Annotated in this window: 20 protein-coding genes and 1 pseudogene; 6 read left to right on the forward strand and 15 right to left on the reverse strand. The window is 70.9% G+C overall.

Going from position 1 to position 21,432, the window contains the following annotated elements:
• Positions 1-18: 18 nt before the first annotated feature.
• The 5 genes from H1D24_RS18805 to H1D24_RS18825 form a co-directional block, all read right to left on the reverse strand.
• Positions 19-222 (reverse strand): AMP-binding enzyme, encoded by a 204-nt coding sequence (locus tag H1D24_RS18805; protein ID WP_181658966.1) that lies wholly within the window; start codon positions 220-222, stop codon positions 19-21.
• Between the two features lie 104 nt (positions 223-326).
• Positions 327-1,163: an SDR family oxidoreductase gene (locus H1D24_RS18810; RefSeq protein WP_181658779.1), complete on the reverse strand. Its 837-nt coding sequence runs from the start codon at positions 1,161-1,163 to the stop codon at positions 327-329.
• A 40-nt stretch (positions 1,164-1,203) separates the two neighbouring features.
• Positions 1,204-1,692 (reverse strand): VOC family protein, encoded by a 489-nt coding sequence (locus H1D24_RS18815; RefSeq protein WP_181658780.1) that lies wholly within the window; start codon positions 1,690-1,692, stop codon positions 1,204-1,206.
• Positions 1,693-1,792: 100 nt separating this feature from the next.
• A complete protein-coding gene (locus H1D24_RS18820) occupies positions 1,793-2,851 on the reverse strand; it encodes an NAD(P)H-dependent amine dehydrogenase family protein (RefSeq protein ID WP_181658781.1) in 1,059 nt (352 codons plus the stop codon).
• Positions 2,852-2,913: 62 nt separating this feature from the next.
• On the reverse strand, positions 2,914-3,678 hold the full coding sequence (locus H1D24_RS18825; RefSeq protein ID WP_181658782.1) for an SDR family NAD(P)-dependent oxidoreductase: 765 nt from the start codon (positions 3,676-3,678) through the stop codon (positions 2,914-2,916).
• A gap of 54 nt (positions 3,679-3,732) precedes the next feature.
• On the opposite strand from H1D24_RS18825, the gene H1D24_RS18830 reads away from it, so the two are divergent.
• Both H1D24_RS18830 and H1D24_RS18835 read left to right on the forward strand, forming a co-directional pair.
• Complete coding sequence (locus H1D24_RS18830) at positions 3,733-5,190, forward strand: class I adenylate-forming enzyme family protein (protein WP_181658783.1); 1,458 nt, start codon at positions 3,733-3,735, stop codon at positions 5,188-5,190.
• Positions 5,183-6,349, forward strand: a complete 1,167-nt coding sequence (locus tag H1D24_RS18835; RefSeq protein ID WP_181658784.1) for a thiolase family protein — start codon at positions 5,183-5,185, stop codon at positions 6,347-6,349. Before H1D24_RS18830 ends, H1D24_RS18835 begins: the two co-directional genes overlap by 8 nt.
• 77 nt (positions 6,350-6,426) lie before the next feature.
• Here H1D24_RS18835 and H1D24_RS18840 read toward each other — a convergent pair whose 3' ends face one another.
• Complete coding sequence (locus tag H1D24_RS18840) at positions 6,427-7,317, reverse strand: acyl-CoA thioesterase (protein ID WP_181658785.1); 891 nt, start codon at positions 7,315-7,317, stop codon at positions 6,427-6,429.
• Positions 7,318-7,423: 106 nt separating this feature from the next.
• Positions 7,424-9,054 (reverse strand): annotated as a pseudogene (locus H1D24_RS18845) (IS200/IS605 family accessory protein TnpB-related protein).
• 653 nt (positions 9,055-9,707) lie between these two features.
• Between H1D24_RS18845 and H1D24_RS18850 the strand changes: the two are divergent.
• A complete protein-coding gene (locus H1D24_RS18850; protein ID WP_181658786.1) occupies positions 9,708-10,490 on the forward strand; it encodes an enoyl-CoA hydratase in 783 nt (260 codons plus the stop codon).
• 96 nt (positions 10,491-10,586) lie between these two features.
• On the opposite strand, the gene H1D24_RS18855 is transcribed toward H1D24_RS18850, so the two are convergent.
• Genes H1D24_RS18855 through H1D24_RS18865 form a run of 3 tightly spaced genes read right to left on the reverse strand, consistent with a single transcriptional unit; the run spans position 10,587 to position 12,896 of the window.
• Entirely contained in the window at positions 10,587-11,390 is an 804-nt protein-coding gene (locus tag H1D24_RS18855) for an acyl-CoA dehydrogenase family protein (RefSeq protein ID WP_309484377.1), read from the reverse strand.
• A 7-nt stretch (positions 11,391-11,397) separates the two neighbouring features.
• Complete coding sequence (locus tag H1D24_RS18860; protein ID WP_181658787.1) at positions 11,398-12,486, reverse strand: acyl-CoA dehydrogenase family protein; 1,089 nt, start codon at positions 12,484-12,486, stop codon at positions 11,398-11,400.
• Positions 12,483-12,896: a nuclear transport factor 2 family protein gene (locus tag H1D24_RS18865; RefSeq protein ID WP_309484378.1), complete on the reverse strand. Its 414-nt coding sequence runs from the start codon at positions 12,894-12,896 to the stop codon at positions 12,483-12,485. The genes H1D24_RS18860 and H1D24_RS18865 overlap by 4 nt, the downstream gene beginning before the upstream one ends.
• A gap of 287 nt (positions 12,897-13,183) precedes the next feature.
• Here H1D24_RS18865 and H1D24_RS18870 point away from each other — a divergent pair, with 287 nt between their 5' ends.
• The 3 genes from H1D24_RS18870 (at position 13,184) to H1D24_RS18880 (ending at position 15,726) form a co-directional block, all read left to right on the forward strand.
• Positions 13,184-13,504, forward strand: a complete 321-nt coding sequence (locus H1D24_RS18870; protein ID WP_181658788.1) for a hypothetical protein — start codon at positions 13,184-13,186, stop codon at positions 13,502-13,504.
• A gap of 11 nt (positions 13,505-13,515) precedes the next feature.
• A complete protein-coding gene (locus H1D24_RS18875) occupies positions 13,516-14,814 on the forward strand; it encodes an amidohydrolase family protein (RefSeq protein WP_181658789.1) in 1,299 nt (432 codons plus the stop codon).
• Between the two features lie 144 nt (positions 14,815-14,958).
• Entirely contained in the window at positions 14,959-15,726 is a 768-nt protein-coding gene (locus H1D24_RS18880) for an SDR family NAD(P)-dependent oxidoreductase (RefSeq protein ID WP_181658790.1), read from the forward strand.
• A gap of 72 nt (positions 15,727-15,798) precedes the next feature.
• Here the strand turns inward: H1D24_RS18880 and H1D24_RS18885 are convergent, their stop codons facing one another.
• The 5 genes from H1D24_RS18885 to H1D24_RS18905 all read right to left on the reverse strand — a co-directional run bounded on the left by H1D24_RS18885 (position 15,799) and on the right by H1D24_RS18905 (position 21,344).
• The gene (locus H1D24_RS18885; protein ID WP_181658791.1) at positions 15,799-17,244 is read right to left on the reverse strand and encodes an aldehyde dehydrogenase family protein; all 1,446 of its coding nucleotides are present in this window, start codon (positions 17,242-17,244) and stop codon (positions 15,799-15,801) included.
• A 95-nt stretch (positions 17,245-17,339) separates the two neighbouring features.
• Positions 17,340-18,161 carry an NAD(P)-dependent oxidoreductase gene (locus tag H1D24_RS18890; protein ID WP_309484379.1) on the reverse strand — a complete coding sequence of 274 codons (822 nt, stop codon included), beginning with the start codon at positions 18,159-18,161 and terminating at the stop codon, positions 17,340-17,342.
• Positions 18,162-18,217: 56 nt separating this feature from the next.
• Positions 18,218-18,736 (reverse strand): DoxX family protein, encoded by a 519-nt coding sequence (locus tag H1D24_RS18895; RefSeq protein WP_181658793.1) that lies wholly within the window; start codon positions 18,734-18,736, stop codon positions 18,218-18,220.
• Positions 18,733-19,677, reverse strand: a complete 945-nt coding sequence (locus H1D24_RS18900; RefSeq protein WP_309484380.1) for an alpha/beta hydrolase — start codon at positions 19,675-19,677, stop codon at positions 18,733-18,735. The genes H1D24_RS18895 and H1D24_RS18900 overlap by 4 nt, the downstream gene beginning before the upstream one ends.
• Positions 19,674-21,344 (reverse strand): thiolase C-terminal domain-containing protein, encoded by a 1,671-nt coding sequence (locus H1D24_RS18905; protein WP_181658794.1) that lies wholly within the window; start codon positions 21,342-21,344, stop codon positions 19,674-19,676. Before H1D24_RS18905 ends, H1D24_RS18900 begins: the two co-directional genes overlap by 4 nt.
• Positions 21,345-21,432 lie beyond the last annotated feature (88 nt).

Consider the following 21,432-nt stretch of genomic DNA (forward strand, 5'->3'; position numbering starts at 1 on the left):
TGGTGTGTTCGGCGGCGGTCACTCCGTCGTCCGGATGCCGTCTGCTCCGTAGTGCTCGCGCAGGAGGCGTTTGTAGAGCTTGCCGTTGGGGTCGCGGGGCAGTTCGTCGACGAAGTCGACGGTCCGCGGGCACTTGTACGTCGCCAGCGCCGCGCGGCAGTGGGCAAGCAGCTCCGCCTCAAGGTCCGCACCGGCGGCGGCACGGTCGACGGGTTGTACGATCGCCTTGACCGTCGGCGGTACGTCCGGTCACCCTTCGTCGCACAGCCATGTGTCCCCTCTCGCCGAGCCTCGTTGCTCTCCTGCGGATGGATCCCGCCGCGTGGTTACTGCCGACCGGCCGGCCCGTGCAGTGCCGCGCACACGCCGCCGTCGACGAGCAGGTCGACGCCGTTGAGGAAACCGGCTTCGTCCGACAGCGCGAAGGCGACCACGGCCGCGACCTCCTCCGGGCGCCCTTGGCGCCCGAGCGGCGTCCGCTGCACGAGCACGTCCATGAACGGGTGGCTCTCTGCCTCCTGCCGCCCCTGAGGTGTGTCGATGACACCGGGGGAGACCGAGCAGACGCGCGCGCCCAACGGCCCGAGCCGTACCGCCTCGTGCTGCACGAAGCGGTGGACGCCGCGTTTGGCCCACGCGTACGCCACTCCGGTGTCCTCGACGGCCGGACCGAGAGCATCGTGGATGCGGTCCAGGAACTGCTCGTCGAGAGGGTCGTCCAGGGCTGCGAGGGCAGCGGGATCCGGGTCGGTGGGGTCGAGCAGCGGCGCCATCGAGGCGAAGCACACCATCGCCGTCCCGGCGGTGGCGAGCGGGCGGAGCGCCTCGGCCAGCATCGCGGTCCCGACGAGGTCGACGGTGAAGATCCGGCGCCAGTCGGCCATGGTGGGTGAGATGCCTGCGGCGTGGGCTACGGCCCGGAGTGTGCCCAACTCGCGGACGTGGGCGGCAAGCCGGTCGAGGCCGTCGCCATCGGTGATGTCGAGGACGAAGGACTCGACGGCGGCTCCGCGGCCTGCGGCCGACAGGTCTTTGGCGGCGGCGGCCACGGTCGCCTCGTCCCGGTCGACGAGCAGGACCGTGTCCACCATGCCGGTGAGGCGTTGCGCGCACGCGAGTCCCATCCCGCGGCCGCCGCCGGTCGCGATGCCCACAGTCGTCATCGATTCCTCCTGTCAGATCGCAGCCCGCACGGAATGGACATCACGCCGCGCGTTTCGGGACAGCGCCTTTCGGGACGGCGCTTTTCGGGACGGCCCAGCACCGCTGCAGCCCCGGCTGCGCAGCCCGGCTCACCAGCTCGACCCGAAACCCGTTCGCGCTGCGGTGGAAGGTGAAGAACGGGGTGCCGTCGGGCCCCGTCCGCGTCGCCTCGGTCACGTAACCGTGGCGTACGAGCTCGGCGGAGTCCGCGGCCACGTCGTCGGACCAGTAGCCGATGTGATGGATACCTGTGCCGGTCGCGGGTTCCCAGAGGGTCCCCGGGATGCTCCGGATGATCTCCAGCCGGGGTGTTGTCACCGAGTAGGCGCACCTGAGCTCCAGGACGGCTTCACCGGTGGGCAACGCGACCGGGATCGGTCCGCCGACCTCCTCGCCCCACTCGTAACGGAACAGGGACGAGAGAACGGCCATGGTCGCCTCGAAGTCCTCGGCGACGATGCCGAGATGGAACTGGTCTTCGGCCTTCATCGCCGGGTCACCACCGCGACGGCCCTCGTCGCGGCCACCATGTCCTTCGCGTGTTCGATATCCATGCTCACTCTCTGAAGGCGAGTTCACGGCGGGGCTTTCAGCCGAATGCGGCCACGATCTGTGGGAGGTCCGCCGTGGTCCTGATGCCCGGGGGTGCCTGGCAGACGTAGGGAACGGCGTTGACGGCGCGGTTGGCGGTGTACGACGGGGACACGGCCGCCAGCCTGTCCAGCGGGACGGGGAAGCGGATGTCGATGTCGAGGGGTGCGTCGCCCTCCCACGTGACGTGCCAGCCGGTGCTGCGGAGTTCCCAGTCGCGGTCGAGGTCGGTGCCGCAGTACCAGTTGGCCCGGAAGCGCAGCACCGGGCGGCCGTCGCGCACGCCCGCCACGGTGATCCGTTGTGCGGCGACCGTCCCGGGCTCGATGGTGCCGGCCGCGATGTGGATGCGGCTGCGTGCGCGGGCGACTTCTCCGGTTGCCTCGATCCCGTCGAGCCGGATGCCGAGGGTGTCGGCGACCAGTCGCAGCGACGGGCCGAAACTGGCTCCCAGGTTCTCCACCCGCCCGGCGTCGAACGCCGCCGGAGGCTTGCCGAACGCCATCACCTCGAAAAGGAGCGCCGGAGAGTCGCGCCGGGACAGATCGGCGTACTCCTCTATCAGCAGGCTGTCCAGCCGTCGTTGGATCGAGCTGAGCACCAGCGGTACGGCTTCCGTGATGAAGCCGGGGCTGCTGCCTGTGCTGTGCAGGGAGGACGCGCCCTTGCGGCACGCGGCTTCGACCGGTTCGCGCAGCGCCGGGTCGAGGCGGTCACGGTGGTGGAAGTCGGTCCGTGTCGTCACCACGTCGATGCCCGACGCGAGCAGCCGGCACAGCACGTCGACGTCCAGTTCGCGTGGTGCGTAGAGCACGCAGTCGGCGCCGAGCGCAAGGATCTCCTCGATGTCGTCGGTGGCCGCGACGCCGACGGGAGGCAGACCGCACAGGTCTCCGGCGTCGCGGCCCGCTTTGGCCGGGGTGTGGACGTACACCCCGGCCAGCTCCAGCTGCGGATGCTGGATCGTGGCCCGCAGCGCCCGGCTGCCGATGTTTCCGGTGGCCCACTGGACGACGCGGTACGGCCGCCCGGCCGCCGAAGCGCCCTGTGATCGCATCCCTGACCCTGCCTCTGTCTCGGCTGTCTCGGCTGTGCGACCCAACGGCCCTCTGCCAGTGGTTACTTGGGCGGGAAGCGGAGGGCTCCGTCCAGGCGGATGACCTCTCCGTTGAGGTAGTCGTTCTCGCAGAGGTGGTGGACGAGTTCGGCGTACTCGGACGGGCGGCCCATGCGCCGAGGATGCGGCACCTGCGGCCCCCAGTACGCCTCCAGCTTGTCGCCCGCCTGCCCGTAGGCCGGGGTGAGGAACGTGCCCGGTGCGACGGCGACGACCCGGATGCCGAGCGGCGACAGGTCTCGCGCGGCGACCAGCGTCATGCTCGCCACACCGCCCTTGGCGGCGGCGTAGGGGATCTGGCCGATCTGGCCCTCGAAAGCGGCGATGGACGCGGTGTTGACGATGACGCCGCGGGAGCCGCTGTCCAGGGGCTCCTGCCGGGCGATCGCGGCGGCGGCCAGGCGCATCACGTTGAAGACGCCCGTGAGATAGACCTCGATGGTCGTGCGGAAGCCGTCGAGGTCGAGCGGGCTGCCGTCCTTGCCGACCAGACGTCCGCCGCCGGCGGGACCGCCGTGCACGTCCACCACGATCCGCAGCGGCCCCGCGGACTCGGCCTCCGCGATCGCCGCCTGCACACTCTCCTCGCTGGTGGCGTCCGTCCGTACGTAACGGATGCCCAGCTCCTGCTCGAGCGCCTTGCCCTTGTCGTCGGCGAGGTCGGCGGCCACGACCTTCGCCCCTGCCGCGTGCAGCCGGCGCACGGTCGCCTCGCCGAGGCCGCCTGCACCGCCCACCACGATCGCGGAGCTCCCGGTGATCTGCATCTATGCTCCCCACTCTTGAAAGTCCCGCTCTTCGAGCATGAGAATAGCACTCTCATGAATATCACGATGATTCTCGAGATGGCTGCTTCGGGCGGTGAGCGGGCGGCCGTGACGGCTGGCGGTCGTTCGCTGACGGCCGCCGAACTCCAGGGACTTGCGCGCCGCGCCGCCGGGCGCTTCCGTGAGGCGCCCGCCGTCCTCTACCGGGGGGTCAACCACCTCGCCTATCCCGTGGCGCTGTTCGGAGCGGCCCTGGCCGGCGTCCCGTTCGTGCCGCTCAACTACCGCCTGGGAAGCGACCAGTTGAAGGAGATCGAGGAGCGGCATCCCGGGGCTCTGGTCCTGGGGCCCGACGACCTCGATGACTTGGTCGACGCCTCGACGGAGTCGGACCCCGGCCCGGAGCATGAAGCGCCATGGGACCAGGACGCCGTCGCCGTCATCCTCTACACCAGCGGTACGACCGCCGCGCCGAAAGCGGCCCTCCTGCGCCACAAGCACCTGCTCGCCTATGTGCTGAACACCTTGGAGTTCGCCTCGGCGGCGGACGGCGACGCGGCGCTGGTGGCGGTTCCGCCCTACCACGTCGCCGGGCTGACCAACCTGCTGTCCAACCTCTACACGGGCCGACGCGTCGTCTACATGCCCGCGTTCGACGCGGGAGAGTGGCTCGGCACCGTGCGCGCGGAGCGCGTCACCCACGCGATGCTGGTGCCGACCATGCTGGCCCGCATCGTCGACCGCGTGCCCGACGGCGGCGACGCCGGCACGCCCACCCTGCGCAGCCTCGCCTATGGCGGCGCCCGCACCCCGAGGACCGTCGTCGAGAAGGCGCTGCGCGCCTTCCCGGCCACCGACTTCGTCAACGCCTACGGGCTCACCGAGACCGCCTCCTCGATCGCCGTCCTCGGACCCGAGGACCACCGCGCCGCCGTCGCCTCCGACGACCCGGCGGTACGTGACCGGCTCACCTCCGTGGGGCGCGCCCTGCCCGGCGTCGAGATCGCCGTGCGCACGGAGGAAAGCAAGCCCTGCGAAGCAGGCGAGACCGGCCTGGTGTTCGTGCGCGGGGAACAGATCTCCGGCGAGTACCGGGGGCGCAGCGCCCTGGACGCCGACGGCTGGTTCCCCACCCGGGACCGGGGCCGCCTGGACGCGGAGGGCTATCTCTTCATCGAGGGGCGCGCCGACGACACCATCATCCGCGGCGGCGAGAACATCGCTCCCGCCGAGATCGAGGACGTCCTCCTTGCCCACCCCGGCGTCATGGAGGCGGCCGTGGTCGGCGTACCGGACGAGGAGTGGGGGCAGCGGATCGTCGCGGTCCTCGTCGGCGACGGGGACCCGGACGAGATCCGGCAGTGGGCCAAGGCCCGGCTGCGCACCTCCAAGACCCCCGACGCCATCGTCTTCCGCCCCGAACTCCCGCGTACCGACACCGGAAAGCTGCTGCGCCGAGCCCTCCTCGCCGAGCTGGACACCCTGGATTCCCTGGAGACCACCCATGCCTGAAGCGCCCGAAGCCGTCATCGTGTCCGCCCTGCGCACCCCCGTCGGCACCGCCTTCAAGGGAACGCTGCGCGACACCACCGCCTACGACCTGGCAGACCTCGTCGTCCGGTCCGCAGCCGAGCGCCTCGCCGGACTGGGCATCGAGCCGGATCGCATCGACGACGTCGTCCTCGGCGAGGGCCTGTACGGTGGCGGCGTCATCGCCCGCCACGCCGCGATCACCGCGGGCCTGACCTCCGTACCGGGGCTGGCCCACAACCGGCACTGCGCCGCCGGGCTCGCCGCCGTCCAGTCCGCCGCCGCCTCCGTGCGTGCCGGGATGGACGAGGTCGTCCTCGCCGGCGGCGTCAACTCCGCCTCCACCGCGCCCAGGTCGCGCTTCCGGGTGGCCGGTGAGTGGACGGACCCATGGATGCCGCCCACCCACCCGGAGCGGCCGGACGCCCCCAACCTCGACATGTCGATCACGGTCGGCTGGAACGCGGCCGTCAAGGCCGGCGTCAGCCGGGAGGAGATGGACGCCTGGGCGCTGCGCTCGCACCGCAATGCCGTACGCGCCATCGACGAGGGCCGCTTCGACGCGGAGACCGTACCCGTCGACACGCCGCACGGCCCCTTCCGGGTCGACGAACACCCACGCCGCGACACGTCGTTGGAGAAGCTGGCCGCGCTCAAACCGCTGCACCCGGAGATCGAGGGGTTCAGCATCACGGCGGGCAACGCGGCGGGCGGCAACGACGGCGCCGCCGTCCTGGCGGTCGCCAGCGACCGGCTGGGCCTGCCCGCCCTGGCCACCGTGCGCTCCTGGGCATCCGTCGGCGTCGACCCCGCCGACACCGGGCTCGCCCCCGTCCAGGCGATCCCCAAGGCCCTCGCCCGCGCGGGCCTCTCGACCGGAGACGTCGACCTCTACGAGATCAACGAAGCCTTCGCCTCCATGTGCGTCGCGACCGTGCGCCTCCTCGACCTCGACCCGGACAGGGTCAATGTCAACGGCAGCGGCTGCTCCCTCGGCCACCCGGTGGCCGCCACCGGCGGCCGCATGCTCGTCACGCTCGTGCACGAACTGCGGCGCCGGGGCGGCGGGATCGGCGTCGCGTCGATGTGCGCGGGGGGTGGGATGGGGTCGGCCTTGGTGATCGAGGTGGCTGCGCCGTGAGGCTGACCAAGCGCTTCTGACGACCTGCTCGGACTGCGGGGGCACCCACGGGGGGTGCCCCCGCCCCGTCGGCCAGGCTACGACGAGGGCTGGTCTGCCGGGCGGTCTGCCGGACGAAAACGCAGCAGGGCCTCTTGTGCGTACGACGCGACGAGGGAGCCGTCGGTGGTGAGCACGTCACCGCGTCCATGGCAGCGGCCGTGCGCCACGAGCGGAGAGTGCTGGCGGAGCAGCAGCCACTCGTCGGTACGGAAGGGCCGGTGGAACCACACGGTGTGCGAGGTGACCGCTGAGGTGAAAGCCTTTCCGGCGTCCTGCTGACTGACTCCCTCGAGCGGGCGGAGAGCCGTGCCGATGAGGGTCAGGTCCGTGGCGTACGCGAGCAGGGCGGGGGCGAGGTGGGGGTCGGCTTCCGGCGTGCGCATCCACAGGTCGAGTTCCGGCGGCTGCGCCGCAGGGGAGTCGAGATCGGCGGATGCCCGCGTTTCCCAGGGGAGCAGATCGAGCTCCACCCGGTGCTCCGGGGACAGGGGAGCGGCCACGGGCGCCACGGTCTGGTGGTCGGGTCCGCCCTCGTCGGCATGCATCGACACCGACGCCGTGGCCACCACGCCCGACCGCTGCCGGGCGACGACCGTCCAGGTGGCGAACGTGCCGCCCTCGTGCAGGCACTCTGCCTCGTAGCGGACGGTCTCATCCGTACGACCGGCGCGCGGGAACAGCACATGGAGGGACTTGACGGCCTTGCCGGGGCAGGCAAGTGACGCGGCGCGGACGAACTGGGCCAGAAGCTGTCCGCCGAACAGTCGGTGGTAACTCAGTTGCTGGTTGGGGCCTTCGAAGACCAGGCGGGCGGACTGAGGGCTCGGGAGCTGTACGCCCGCGCCACCCGTGCCCGGTTGTGGGGGCGGTGACGGAAGCGCACGCAGGCCGAGGCAGTCGAGAAGATCGCTCCAGAGGTCTGACATGCACCGAGTGTAAGAGAGTTCTTTGGATGCGAGAACAGAATTCTCGCTTCGCCCTCGAAGGCGGTCTACGAACGTATGCGCCTCAGTCGCGGGTGAACCGTTCCAATTAAGTGAGCAGGAGTGAGTCTTGGACCCATACCTGGTCACTGCGGGCATCCCGAACGGTGTTGGATGCCCGGCTGGTTCCCCGCTTTCGCGTCCTGCTTGGCGGCGGCACTCCAGGCGCGCGGTCCGTGGCAGGCGGGCGGGGTCCCTCACGTCCTGGGGTGCCCTGTGCGGCCTGGTCGGTCCGATGCCCGTATCCATCGCTCTGGTGGATACGGGGCGGTGCCGTCCGTCGCCGGATCGGATACCCGAGGGCGCGTCGCCCGATCGCGATGCTCGCGGCATCGTGCCGGGTCGTCTGTCGTCGGCCGGTGGCCAGCGGTTTCTGCCAGTGCTGGGCACCCCACCGGCTGGTGTAGGCGGGGTCGACCGCGACGATCGCCACGTCCTGCTCGGCGGCCATCGACACCAACCGTGCAGTGAGTTTCGCGGTCGGGAAGCGGGAGATCAACCGGCGGAACCGCTTGTTCCGTCCGTGCTTCTCCCGGGTTTTGTCCGCCGCGAAGTCGAGATCCTCGACGGCGATCGCGGCCACGCCACAGCGGCGCGTGTAGTGCAGCAGGCGGGTCAGCGCATGCCGGATCTGTGCGTCCCGGTGCGCGGCGCTGCCCGACAGGTCGTAGAAGAAGCGCTGCGGTTCGCCGACGGGGTTGCCATGCTGATCGAGGCGCCAGGCCGCCAGGTGGTCGTCGTTCATGTCGACCCCGACCGTGCCCCGGGCGAGGGCGGCCGGGAGAGGCAGGACGGGTACGGCGGCACGCTGCCAGGACGCCGTCACATACCAGCGGCCGCGCAGCACGTCGTGGTGGATGCGGTAGGCCACCGCACGGTCGGCCGAGATCCGGTCGTGCCACTCCTCGCCCCGATGCCTGAACGGACCACAGCGTCCAGTACGTACCGGCCGTGCGGCGCGTTTGCCAGGTGCGCGACGTGTGCGGGGAGTTTGATGGAGATCTGGCCGGTGTCGGTGATGCGGATGGTCTCGTTACCGAAGCGTTTGCCGGACTCCCCGTCCGCGGCCAGGAACATCCGGGCGGCCTCCCACCGCGCCCGCCACGCCTTCTCCTCAAGCCCGGCCTGCGCCAGGTGGTGGCGGACGTTGGCGAGGCGGCGGCCGCCGCGCACCACGCGCACCCGGCCCGCAGCCTGGTCCGCCTCCATCTTGGCCAGCCGGTCTTGGAGGGTGTGCAGGCGGCGGGACTTGGCGTGCCACTCGCGCCGCGAGGCATAGCCTTTCGACAGCCCTTCGCGCTTGTCGGCCTTGGCACCCAGCGGCCGGGCCAGCCGGGCCTGGATCTGCGTGATCTGCCCGCGCAGCCAGGCGATATGCGCGGCCTGTGCGCGTCGGGCCAGCGCCCACTGGTCGTGGGTGGCCTTGGTGATGCTGCCCGCCCAGCGCGATGACGACCGGCCGGTCAGCTTCTGCTTGCGCACCGCCCAGGCGGCGGCATCGTGCTCCGGGCCCATGCGGCAGCGGTCGGCGAGATCACCGGCGGCCAGCGAGCCGAGGAAGGCGCCGACCTCACGCAGCACGCCCACGTCCCGGTCCGTCACGCGCAGTCGGTCCCGGACGGCCACCCCCGCAGGCCCCGGCACCACGAAGGGCGCCGCCAGCTCCCGCACTCCGTCCACCCCCCTGTCCCCCGGCCCGACGATCCCGTCACGGCACTCAACGACCACCACCGGCAAAGGTCACCCATTCGACCAAAGAAACTCTGTTCGCCTCCAGAACGCCCCAGGACACACACCACGCAAGCGAGCCGCCAACACATGCACGACCAGACCCAGCCCGCCCGGCCCGCCCAGCACTCACTCTCACTCACCAAGACTCACTACTGCTCAGCACACCGGCAGACGTGCCAAACCCTCCGGAGCAGAACTCCCAGACTTCGTCGGAGGTCAGCGGGTGGGCGGTCGGGCTTTCCGTGGGTCCGCTGGACTGCGCCAGGAACATCGCTGTCTGCATCACCATCGCGGCCGCCCGGCGGGGCTTCAGGCCAGGGCGCAGCCCGCCGTCCGCCTCCACCTCCGTGCGGGCGAAGGTCAGCCGATATGGAGACTATCATTTCTATCATCGAGAACGATATTATCGGCGTTGTCGCCAAGCAGGAGGAGAGTCATGCGGCTGACCTTCGATGACGACGTCGAGGCCTTCCGGGCCGCGTTCGCGGCGTTCCTGAATCCTGCAGCAGTACGTGCGGACCATCGCCGGCGGCACGTCCGAGATCCAGCGCACCATCATCGCCGAGCGCGTGCTCGGCCTGCCCCGACGCTGAGGAGCCGCCGTGACCATCCTGTACGAGGCGAAGGACCGCATCGCGACGATCACCCTGAACCGGCCCGAGGTCGCCAACGCCCAGAACGCCGAGCTCCTCGATGAGCTCGACGCGGCCTGGACGCGGGCCGCAGAGGACGATGACGTGAAGGTCATCGTGCTGCGCGCAGAGGGAAGGCACTTCTCCGCAGGGCACGACCTCAACGACCGCTGGCCGGGCCCCGACGAGATCACCCTGGAGTGGATCTACTCGACGGAGAGCCGTCGCTATCTGGACTACACCCTGCACTGGCGGAACGTGCCGAAGCCGTCGATCGCCGCTGTCCAGGGCCGGTGTATCTCGGGTGGGCTGATGCTGTGCTGGCCCTGCGATCTGATCGTCGCCGCCGAGGACGCGCTGTTCTCCGACCCGGTGGCCATCATGGGGATCGGTGGCGTCGAATACCACGGCCACACCTGGGAGTTGGGCGCCCGGAAGGCCAAGGAGATCCTGTTCACAGGCCGCCCGCTCACCGCGGATGAGGCCGAACGCGTCGGCATGGTCAACAAGGTCGTGCCCCGCGACCGACTCGACGAAGAGGTACGGGCGCTGGCGGAGCGGATCGCGACCATGCCGTCCTTCGGGCTCCGCCAGGCCAAACGGGCCGTCAACCAGACGCTGGACGTGCAGGGTTTCCACGCCGCGATCCAGTCCGTCTTCGACATCCACCAGACCGGGCACGGCAACGCCCTGAGCGTCACCGGCTACCCGATCCTCGCGAAGCTGGACGAGATGAAGCAGAAGCTGCGGTAGGGCGCGGAAGAGAGCGGGTGGGTCCGGACGGTGAGGGGGCGTCCGGGCCCACCACCCGTTGCATCCAGGCGCCGTGCCCTGCGATGCGCTGGTCCGTCAGAGCTGGGTCAGGCGCGGTGCCGAACCCTGCCGCAGCAGCAGCGCCCCCGCCTCGCGGGTCAGCTCGCTGGCGCTGCCGAGCAGGCCGTCCAGGACGTAGGCACGCCGCACATGGCGGTGCAGGTCGTGCTCGGCCGTGAAGCCGATGCCGCCGAGCACCTGCTGGCAGTGGCGGGCGGCCGTCAGCGCAGCCTGGCCGGCCGCCGCCTTCGCCAGCAGACAGCCAAGGTCGTCCTCGGCCGCTCGAAGGGTCGCCTCGGCGCCCTCGATGGCGACGAGGGTTTCGGCGAGCCGGTGCCGTACCGCCTGGAAGGAGGCCAGAGGGCGCCCGAACTGGACGCGGTCCACGGCGTGCGACCGAGCCAGGGACAGCATGGCCCGGCCGGTGCCGGCCAGCCACCAGCCCAGCGCCCGGCGGCCTTCGGCGAGCGGCACGGGGTTCCCGTCGGCCACCCGCTGCAGCGGCAGTTCGCCGTCCAGGGCCTCGCTGCCCGCGGACGTCTTCGCGCCGTCCGCTCGATCCCAAAGGACCCAGGTTCCGCCCGCGTACGGCAGGGGGACGGTGGTGCCTGTGGGGAGCCCGGACGCGTGCAGGACCACGTCATTGACCAACGGGGCATGGGCCCCCGTCTCGCCGAGCAGCCGGAACACCACGGGGACCGTCTCGTCGGTCATCTCGGTGAGCATCTCGGCCCAGCCCAGTTCCCTCAGTGCGGTGTCCAGGGCACTGCCCGTGTGCGTCGCCATGGTTTTGCGGAGGGTCTCGGCGAGCAGGTCGAGTTCGGCGGCGTCCACGGTCACGTGGCCGTCACTCCTTTCCCAGGTCGAGCAGGCGGCGGGCGATGATGTTCCGCTGGATCTCCGCGGTGCCGCCGTAGATGGTCGCCGCGCGCGAGTACAGGAACTCGGTGCGCCAGGGAGTGTCGTCCAGTTCGACGACCCCCGGCAGCAGGTCCCGTGCGGTGTCGAAGAGCCGCTGCTCCGCCGTGGCCAGGAGCACCTTGTCGACGGACGTCTCCGGGCCGAGCCTGGCGCCCTCGGCAAGGCGCCGCTGGGTCGCGTGGGAGCGGCAGCGGACGGTGTGCAGCGCCAGGTAGGCGGCACCGACGGCATCCTCGTCCCGTGCGCTCGTCTCCTCGAGCAGCCGGTCGAGTCGCGTGTACAGGTGGGCGACACGGTGCCAGAAGCAGGCGGAGCGCTCGTGCGGCAGCAGGTCCATCGCCAGCTGCCAGCCGTCGCCGGGGCGGCCCAGCATCCGTTCGCCGGGCACGACCACCTCGTCGAAGAACACCTCGGCGAACTCGTCGACGCCGTGCATGGTGCGCAGCGGGCGGACGGTGATGCCGGGGGAGTCCATGTCGACGAAGAACGCGGTGATCCCGGCATGGCCGGGTGCGGTGCGGGTGAGCAGGACGCAGCGCGAGGCGTACTGGGCAAGGCTCGTCCATACCTTCTGGCCCGTCACCACCCACTCGTCGCCGCGCTGTTCGGCGCGTGTGGACAGCGAGGCGAGGTCGCTGCCGGAGCCGGGCTCGGAGAAGCCCTGGCACCACTGCTCGCGCCCGCCAAGCAGCAGCGGCACCATCTCGGCCGCCAGCTCCGGACGGGCGTACGAGATCATCGTCGGGGTCAGGACCTCGATCATCGAGTAGATGCCGGGCTCGGCCAGGCCACGCGTTGCGACCTCCTCGCCGAGTACGGCACGCAGGACGGCGGGGCCGCCGAGGCCGCCGACCGAGGCCGGCCAGCCGTACCGCATCCACCCTGCCTCGTACAGCGCGCGGCGTACCCGCGAGAGCTGCTCGACGTGTGCGTCGAGGGAGTGCTCGGGTCCGGGCCGTAGGTCGTTCTCGTCGAGCCAGGCTGTCAGGCCCGCCCGGAACTCGGCGACGTTCATGCGCTGTTGCGCTCGAAGGCGTGCGGACGGCCGGAGTCGTGGGCTCCGCTGCGGCGGATGAACGTCATCGCGCGGGTGCGCAGCCGCCAGCCGTCCGGTGTGCGGACGTAGGTGTCGTTGTAGTAGCCGATGCGCATGTCGTGCGTGGCGTGGTCGACGAAGCACAGCGGCTGGGTGCCCGTCGCCGTGTCGCCGTCCAGTTCGATCACCGCCGTACCGGTGAGGAACAGGCCCTTGGGAGCGGCCGCGACCAACGCCGGGAATTCGTCGAGGGGATACGTGTCGCCGAACGCGCTGTACGTCCCGTCGGAGGTGAAGACCTTGAGCAGGCCGTCGATGTCGCCCTTGGTGATGGTCACCGCGTAGCGGGCGAGCAGCTGGTGGATCTCCATCAGGTCGTCAGTGGACACGGTTGATTCCGTCCTTCCCTACGACGCACGGGACGCCCCGCCGACAAGGCGGGCAGCTCGTTGATTCTCTATATCGAGAACGATGTTTCCAGATGTGCGTTTCAGGGTTTCATGGAGGCGAGGCTGCGTCAACCGCCGTCGCGGCGGCTTGTGCAAGGTCCGCCGATTGTTCGGCACGAGTGGTTGATTGCCGTGTAGCGAGAAGCTAGTTTCCCTTTACTGAGAGGGTGACTTGGTGTCCATGGACCGTGCCCGGCCCGTGGGCGCCCGTCCGAAAGGAAAACGCCATGACGTCACCGGCCCAGGAACTGCGCCCCGGTCTCCAGCTGGCCAGCACCGTGTGCAGTACCCGGGTGATCGTCGTCCGTGCCCCGGCCGACCGCCGGCCGGCCATCACCTGCGGGGGCGGGCCGATGGTTCCGGCGCCTTCCGCCAGGCCCGCACCGCCATCCGGGGGCCCCGAGGCGGCCACGCTCATCGGAAAGCGCTACGTGGACGCCGGCGAGACGCTCGAGCTGCTCTGCACCTCCTCCGGTTCGGGATCGCTCAGCTGCGACGGCGTCCCGATGACCCTCAAGGCGGCCAAGGCGCTGCCCGCGTCCGACTGAAAGGGACCGACATGCAACGGGACGATCTGATCCTCATCAGCGTCGACGACCACATCATCGAGCCGCCCGACATGTTCGTGAACCATCTGCCGAAGAAGTACCGGGACGACGCGCCGCAGCTCGTCCACCGGGACGACGGCACGGACGTGTGGCGGTTCCGGGACACGGTGATCCCGAACGCGGCGCTCAACGCGGTCGCCGGGCGGCCCAAGGAGGAGTACGGACTCGAGCCGCAGGGTCTGGACGAGATCCGGCCCGGCTGTTACGACGTGCACGAGCGTGTCAAGGACATGAACGCGGGCGGCATCCTCGCCTCGATGAACTTCCCGTCCTTCCCCGGCTTCGCTGCCCGCCTGTTCGCCACCGAGGACCCCGACTTCTCGCTCGCGCTGGTGCGGGCGTACAACGACTGGCACATCGACGAGTGGTGCGCGGCCTACCCCGGCCGGTTCATCCCGATGGCGCTGCCCGCCATCTGGGACGCCGAGCTGTGCGCTCAGGAGGTGCGCCGGGTCGCCGCCAAGGGCTGCCACTCGCTGACCTTCACCGAGAACCCGGCCGTGATGGGCTACCCGAGCTTCCACGACCCGTACTGGAACCCGCTGTGGCGGGCGCTGTGCGACACGAACACCGTGCTGTCGGTGCACATCGGATCCTCGGGGCGGATCGCGGTCCCGGCTGTCGACTCGCCGCCCGACGTGATGATCACCCTCCAGCCGATGAACATCGTCTCGGCGGCGGCCGATCTGCTGTGGTCGCGTCCCGTGAAGGACTACCCCGACCTCAAGATCGCGCTGTCGGAGGGCGGCACCGGCTGGATCCCGTACTTCCTGGAGCGCGTCGACCGCACCTTCGAGATGCACGCGACGTGGACCCTGCAGGACTTCGGCGGGAAGCTGCCCAGCGAGGTGTTCCGCGACCACTTCCTGACCTGCTTCATCAGCGACCCGCTGGGGGTGAAGCTCCGTCACGAGATCGGCATCGACAACATCTGCTGGGAGGCGGACTACCCGCACAGCGACTCGATGTGGCCTGGCGCGCCCGAGGAACTCGGCGAGGTCCTGGAGCGGTTCGAGGTGCCGGACGAGGACACCAACAAGATGACCCACGAGAACGCCATGCGCTGGTACTCCTTCGACCCGTTCGCCCACGTGCCGCGCGAGCAGGCCACCGTGGGGGCGCTGCGGCGCGCCGTGGCCGGGCACGACGTCAGCATCCAGTCCCGTAGCAAGCGCGTGATCGAGCCGTCCGAGAAGCTGGAGGCGTTCCGGTCGCGTGCGCGTGCGGCCGTGGCGGCTGCCAAGAAGTAGGTCCTCTCCCCAAGGCCTTGGGGCCTGGGAGGCTCCTCGGCGCCGGGAGACGACACAGCAAGGCGCAGTCAGTGCCGCCGCCGTCCGGGCGGCGGCACTTCACGGTCGGGCCCGCCCTTCATGAGTTCAAGCAGGAGGTATGTCATGGCGAATCACGCCGCCCCGTTCGATCTCACGGGGCGCTCGGCGCTGGTCACGGGAGCGGCCGGCGGGATCGGCGCCGCCGTGGCGAAGGCACTCGCCCGCGCGGGCGCCGCAGTACTGGTCACCGACATCGACGCCGGGGCCGCAGCGTCAACGGCCCAGCAGGTGCGCGCCGACGGCGGCAAGGCGGACAGTGCCGGGCTCGACGTGCGCGACCGGGCGGCGGCCGACGACGCGGCGGCCCAGGCGGCCGCGCTGGGCGGCGGGACACTGCACATTCTCGTCAACAACGCGGGCGTGACGGCGCCGGCCATGTTCCCCGACCTCAAGGAGGACGACGTCCGGCGCGTCATCGACATCCACGTCATGGGCGCGTTCCACTGCGCGCAGGCCGCCCTGCCCCACCTGCCGGCCGACGGCACGGGACGCATCATCAACGTCACCTCGTCCGCCGGCATCACGGGCACGCTCGGCCAGGTCAACTACTCCGCGGCCAAGGCCGCCATCGTCGGTCTGACGAAGTCCCTCGCCCGCGAACTGGCGCGGAAGCAGATCCTCGTGAACGCGCTCGCGCCGCTGGCCGCCACCCCTATGACGGAGAACATCCGCACCAACGAGAAGTTCGCCGCGCCGATGCTCGCGCGCATCCCGCTGGGACGCTGGGCGGAGCCCGAGGAGGTGGCCGGAGCGTTCGTGTTCCTCGCGTCGGACGCAGCGTCGTTCATCACCGGACAGGTACTGCCGGTGGACGGCGGCCTGGTGATGTGACGGCATCGCGGCGCCCAATGAAGGGGCGGCCTGCCGAGACCTCGTCTCAGCAGGCCGCCCCTTCATACGGGCCTACGCCACCACCGTCGCGAACGTCTTCGACTCCAGGAACTCCTCCAGGCCCGCGACGCCGCTCTCCCGGCCGATGCCGGACTGCCGGTAGCCGCCGAACGGCGCGTCCGGCGCGAAGTAGTTGCCGCCGTTGATGCTGACCGTCCCGCTGCGGATGCGGCGCGCCACCGCGAGGGCCCGCTCCTGGTCCCGGCTCTGTACGCCGCCCGACAGCCCGTAGACGGAGTTGTTCGCGATGAGCACCGCGTCGTCGTCGTCCTCGAACGGGATGACCGCGAGGACCGGGCCGAACACCTCCTCCTGGGCGATCTCGCTGTCCGGGTCCACCCCTGCCAGGAGCGTCGGCGTGTAGAAGAAGCCGGGGTTCACGCGCTCGCCGCCGGTCACCAGCTTCGCGCCCGCCGCGACGGCGCGCTGCACCATGCCGTCCACCTTGTCGCGCTGCCGTTCGCTGATCAGGGGGCCCATGTACGTCTTGGGATCTGACGGGTCGCCGTGGCGGACGCGGCCGAAGTGCTGCGCGACCTGCTCCACGACGGCGTCGTGGTGCTCGCGCGGCACGAGGAGCCGGGAGGTGAGCGCGCACCCCTGTCCCGCGTGTGTGCAGATCATGTACGCGGCGAGCATGGAGGCGGCGGCGAAGTCGGCGTCGTCCAGGAGGATCATGGCGGACTTGCCGCCCAGTTCCAGGAAGACCTTCTTCACCGTCTCGCTCGCGGCGGCCATGATGCGGCGGCCGGTGGCGGTCGAGCCGGTGAAGCTGACCATGTCGACGTCGCGGTGCGTCGTCAGCACCTCGCCGACCGCCGCCTCCGACGAGGACAGTACGTTGACCACGCCGGGCGGAATGTCGGTGTGCTCGGCGATGAGCCGGCCGAGTGCGAGGGTGATCAGCGGTGTGTCGGGGGCGGCCTTGAGGACGACCGTGCAGCCGGCGGCGAGCGCGGGGGCGAGCTTCGCCAGCGCCAGCTGGTTGGGGTAGTTGTACGGCAGGATCGCCGCGACGACGCCGACGGGCTCCTTCTCCACCCAGCGGTGGTGGCGCTGCCCGCGCGAGTCGATCTCGCCGAGGTCCCCCGTGAAGGGATGCGTGCGCAGCAGATCGGCGTTGTAGCGGACGATGTTGATCGGGTCGTCGAGCTGCGCGCTGTGGGTGAGGGCGCGGGTCGCGCCGACCTCGGCGATCGTCAGCTCGCGCAGCTCTTCCTTGTGGTCGTTCAGCGCCTGATAGAGCTGGTCGAGGCACCGGATGCGGAAGTCCTTGTCCGTCGCCCATGTGGTGGTGTCGAAGGCGCGACGGGCGGCCGCGATGGCGGCCTCCGCGTCGGCGGGTGTCGCGTCGGGCGCTTGGCCGAGGACTTCTCCCGTGGCCGGGTTGAGGCTCTCGTACCTCCGTGGCGCGTCGAGGAGCTGACCGTCGATCAGCAGTTTCCCGTTGACAGGCATCCCGCCTCCTGCATCGCTGAAGTCATATTCTCTGAAGTGGAAATCTGCTTAGGCCTCGCGCGTGCGGCGTCGTGGATGTGTCCGCCGCAGGCGCGTCACCGGGGGTGGTCCATCTCCTCCAGCGCGGCGTCGGCGGCCGCGAGCACGGTGCCCCCGCCCTCACCGGCGGCGCCGGTGAGCTGCGCCAGGAGGCGTACGTCCTTGCGCAGCAGCCGACCGGCGTACGGGGCCATCGCCTCCAGCGAGCCGCCGTGCCCGGCGATCCGGCCCAGCGCGTAGCTGGCGCCGCTGCCGTGCCCGACGGCCTCGGCGAGAGCCCGCGGATCGACGCCCAGCTCCCGCCCGAGGGCGAGCGTGTCGGCGGCGGTCGCCAGATTGGCGGTCATCAGCACGTTGTTGAGGAGCTTGGCGACCTGTCCCGACCCCAGCGGCCCGAGGTGCACCACGGGGTCGCCGAAGCTCTCGAAGACCGGGCGGCAGTACCGCACGGTGCCGGACTCGCCCCCCACCATCACCAGCAGCCGCCCCTCCGCCGCGGCCGGCGCGCCTCCGCTCACCGGCGCGTCCACCACCTGGACGTCCTGCGCCGCGGCGCGCGCCTCGAGCCCCCGGCAGGTGTCGGGATGGATCGTGCTGTGCACGGCGATGACGCCGCCGCGGCGCAGCCCGGCGAGGACACCCCGCTCGCCCAGGACGACCTCCTCCACATCCGCGTCGTCGACGACGCACACGCACACGATGTCGCTGGCCGCGGCGAGTTCGGCCGGTGAGGCGGCCACCTTGGCCGGGGTGCCCTCGAACGGTACGAGGGTGGCGGGGCGGCGGGCCCACAGCGTCACCGGATGGCCTGCCTCGATGATCCGGCGGGCCATGGGGGCGCCCTGGCTGCCCAGGCCGATGAATCCGACGTGCGTCACGGGGGCCTCCTGGTCCGAGGGTGCGTGTCGTGGTGCTTGCGTGCGGGCCACGGCCGTCATGCGGCTTCGTCCGCGGAGGTGGGGCGCTCGGGGCGCCAGAACAGGGCGAGGAGTCCTGCCGTCGCGGCCACGGCGACCCCGAGCGCGATGCCGCCGCCGGCCCACCCGTTCACCTCGATGTCGCCCGCGGCGTCGATCGACAGGCTGCCGGGGCCGAGCATGGCCAGCGCAAGGGACGTCACTGCGAGCACGAGGACGTACTCGTAGCCGTCCTTGAAGACGAAGAAGCCGTTGCGCCGGTGCGCGAGGAGCCCCGCGACGAGCATCACCGAGATCACGGCGGCGCAGGCCAGCGGTGTGGCCAGGCCGAGCAGGAGCAGCACACCGGCGCCTACTTCAGTGAAGACGCTCATCCATGCCTGCAGCCGCCCGTACTTGAGGCCCAGTCCGGAGAACCAACGGGCGGTGCCCTCGATGTGGCCGCCGCCCCGCCAGTGGTTCACACCGTGCACGATCATGGTGATGCCGAGGACGGCCCGCACCAGCAGCACGGCGACCGCGTCGACGCCCGTCATCGCGTCCTCCCTTGCTCGCGCCGCACCACGCACTCCTCGACGAACGACAGCACCTTCAGGTGGTAGGCCAGGGCCGCGAGGCCGAGGCTCAGGTTGTGGCCGCTCTCCGCCTGCTCGTTGACGCTCACGCGCGGCGACGCGGTGAACAGCGAGGCGATCTCGGGCAGCGCCGCGGGCCCGGACCGCCACACCGTCTCGTGATCACCGAGGCTGATGTGCACCGGGATCCGCAACCGTGCCGCCAGCTCGGGGTACTCGGTCTTACAGGGCCGGTCCTCCGTCTCGTACGGGGGAGAGGGCGAGGAGATCGCGGCGCCCCGGTACACGTCGGGTGCGTACAGCCGGCTCGGTCCCCACAGCACGGCGCGCCGGCCGCGGGCGGGCCTGGCATCCCCGCCCGCCTCCTCATCGGTCCTGTCCAGCACCTGCTTCGCGTGCGCGTCGAGCGCCCGTCCGAACCCGCCGATCGCCAGGCCGAGATAGTCCTGCCCCCGCTCGTCGGCGGCCATCCTCACCGCCAGCTCACACCCTGCCGAGTGCGCCATCAGGAACACCCCGGTGCCTCGCGACCGGCCTGCCAGCAGCCCCTCGACCGCCGCATGGCCGAGGTCCACGCGGCGTGCGGTGTCGGTGACCTTCGCGGCGTAGTCGGCCGAGGCGCCGTACCCCGGGCGGTCGAGTGCGACGACGGTGATTCCGAGCGCGGCTCCGGTCCGCAGCAGCGACAGCCGCGGATGGCCGGGGCAGTCGAAGTACGTCGACGTGGTGCCGCCCCCGTGGAGGGCCACGATCACGGCGCGGGGCCGGGGCGCTTCGCACACCAGCGCCGACAGGGGAATGCCGTCGACGTCGACGACGCGCGGCACGACGGGACTGCCGTGCGCGTACGGCGGATCGTCCGCCCCGGCCTCCGCCGCGTGTTCGGTGTCGCTGTAGGTCACGTGTCCGTCCTGAGGAGAAGTACGCCGCTTGGGGTGAGGCCGCCCGAACTGACCACGGCGACCCGGGCGTCGGCCACTTGGCGTTCCCCGCCCTCGCCGCGCAGCTGGACGACGGCCTCGTGCATCAGGCCCATGCCGTGGGTGCGCCCGTGGGACAGCTGGCCGCCGTGGGTGTTGAGCGGCAGAACGCCGTCGCGGGCGATGTTCTTGCCCCCGTCGAGGAAGTCCCCGGCCTCGCCGATGCCGCAGAAGCCGAGCGCCTCGATCCACGACAGGCAGTTGAAGGTGAAGCCGTCGTACAGCAGGGCCACATCGACGTCGCAGGGCCGCAGCGACGTCCGCGTCCACAGATGGGCTGCCTGCCCGAGCACCTGCGGCTCGTGCGTCGACGTGCTCTGGTCCCACTCCAGACGCTCGATGATCTGCGTGCCGACGGCCTCCACGAGCACCGGAGGCCTGGCCAGGTCCCGTGCGGCGTCGACGGCCGACACGATGACGGCGACGGCACCGTCGCACGGCACATCGCAGTCGTACAGCCCGAACGGTGTCGTGATCGTCCGCGCCGACAGGTAGTCGTCCATGGTCATCGGATCGCGGTAGATCGCCGTCGGGTTCAGGGCCGCGTTGGCCCGCTGGTTGAGGGCGATCCAGCCGAGGGTCTCGCGGGTGGTGCCGTACCGGTGGAAGTGGCGCTGTGCGCCCTGCGCGAGCAGGTGCGCGGCGGACGTGGCGCCGAACGGCATCCGCCAGGCGTGGGTCCCGTCCACCCGGCCGGGCGCGGCCTGGGGCAGCTTGCCGTGGCGGGCCAGATCCGCGTGCGTGGCCTCCCACAATGTGCGGAAGCACAGCACATGCCGGGCCAGACCGCCCGCCACCGCCAGCATCGCCGCGATCACCGAACCGCCAGGACCGAAGGTCTCACCGCCGCCGTTGTACCAGGTCGGCCGGATGCCCAGGGCCGACTCGAGCGCGGTGACGCCGCCCTCGGCGAAGCCGCCGAACGCACCGGCCCCCGGATAGGTCGAAAGGCCGTCGATGTCGTCGAGCGTCAGACCGGCGTCCGCGACGGCCCGTTCGCACGCTTCGATCGTCAGCGACAGCGGCGAGCGCATGAGCCGGCGCCCGAGCTCGGAGGCTCCGATGCCGGTGAGCGCGGCCTTCTCCTCGAACTTCTCGGTACGCACCGGCGGCCGCACCAGACGCGGATACTCGTCCGGTTCCACCTCGTCCGGTGGGAGTTCGGCGGCCTCCGGCTGGTCGGCCGCGGGGCGGAACAGGGGCAGCCACACGTCCTCGACCTGCTCGAAGACGACCTCCATCCGCATGCCGAGGCTCAGTTGCCCGGGCTCGCACTCGACGATGTTGGTCGTGAGCCGGACCCGCGGGTCCTCGTCGATCGCCACCTGCGCCACGACGTACGGGGCGGGAAGTCCGGGCAGGCTGAACCGCTCGTTGACGGTGAAGCCGACGAGCGTCCCGTACCCGGAGACCTCCCGCACACGGAAGTCGTGCCCCCGGCAGTGGCGGCACACCGGCTGCGGCGGGTGGACCAGGGACGTGCAGGACTCGCACTCCTGGAAACGCAGACGGCCGTCCGACCCGGACGTCCAGAAGAACTCGCTCTCCTCGGTCAGCAGAGGCAGGGGACGCCCCGAAGGCTGGGCCACAGGATCTCCTCACAGACGGTTCTCGCGGATCAACGGGTGGTGGATGCCGCGCACGTGGCCGTCCGCGCCCGGCACGGCCACGAGCGAT

The sequence above is a fragment of the Streptomyces himalayensis subsp. himalayensis genome, from assembly GCF_013778455.1.
Classification (GTDB): Bacteria; Actinomycetota; Actinomycetes; order Streptomycetales; family Streptomycetaceae; genus Streptomyces; species Streptomyces himalayensis.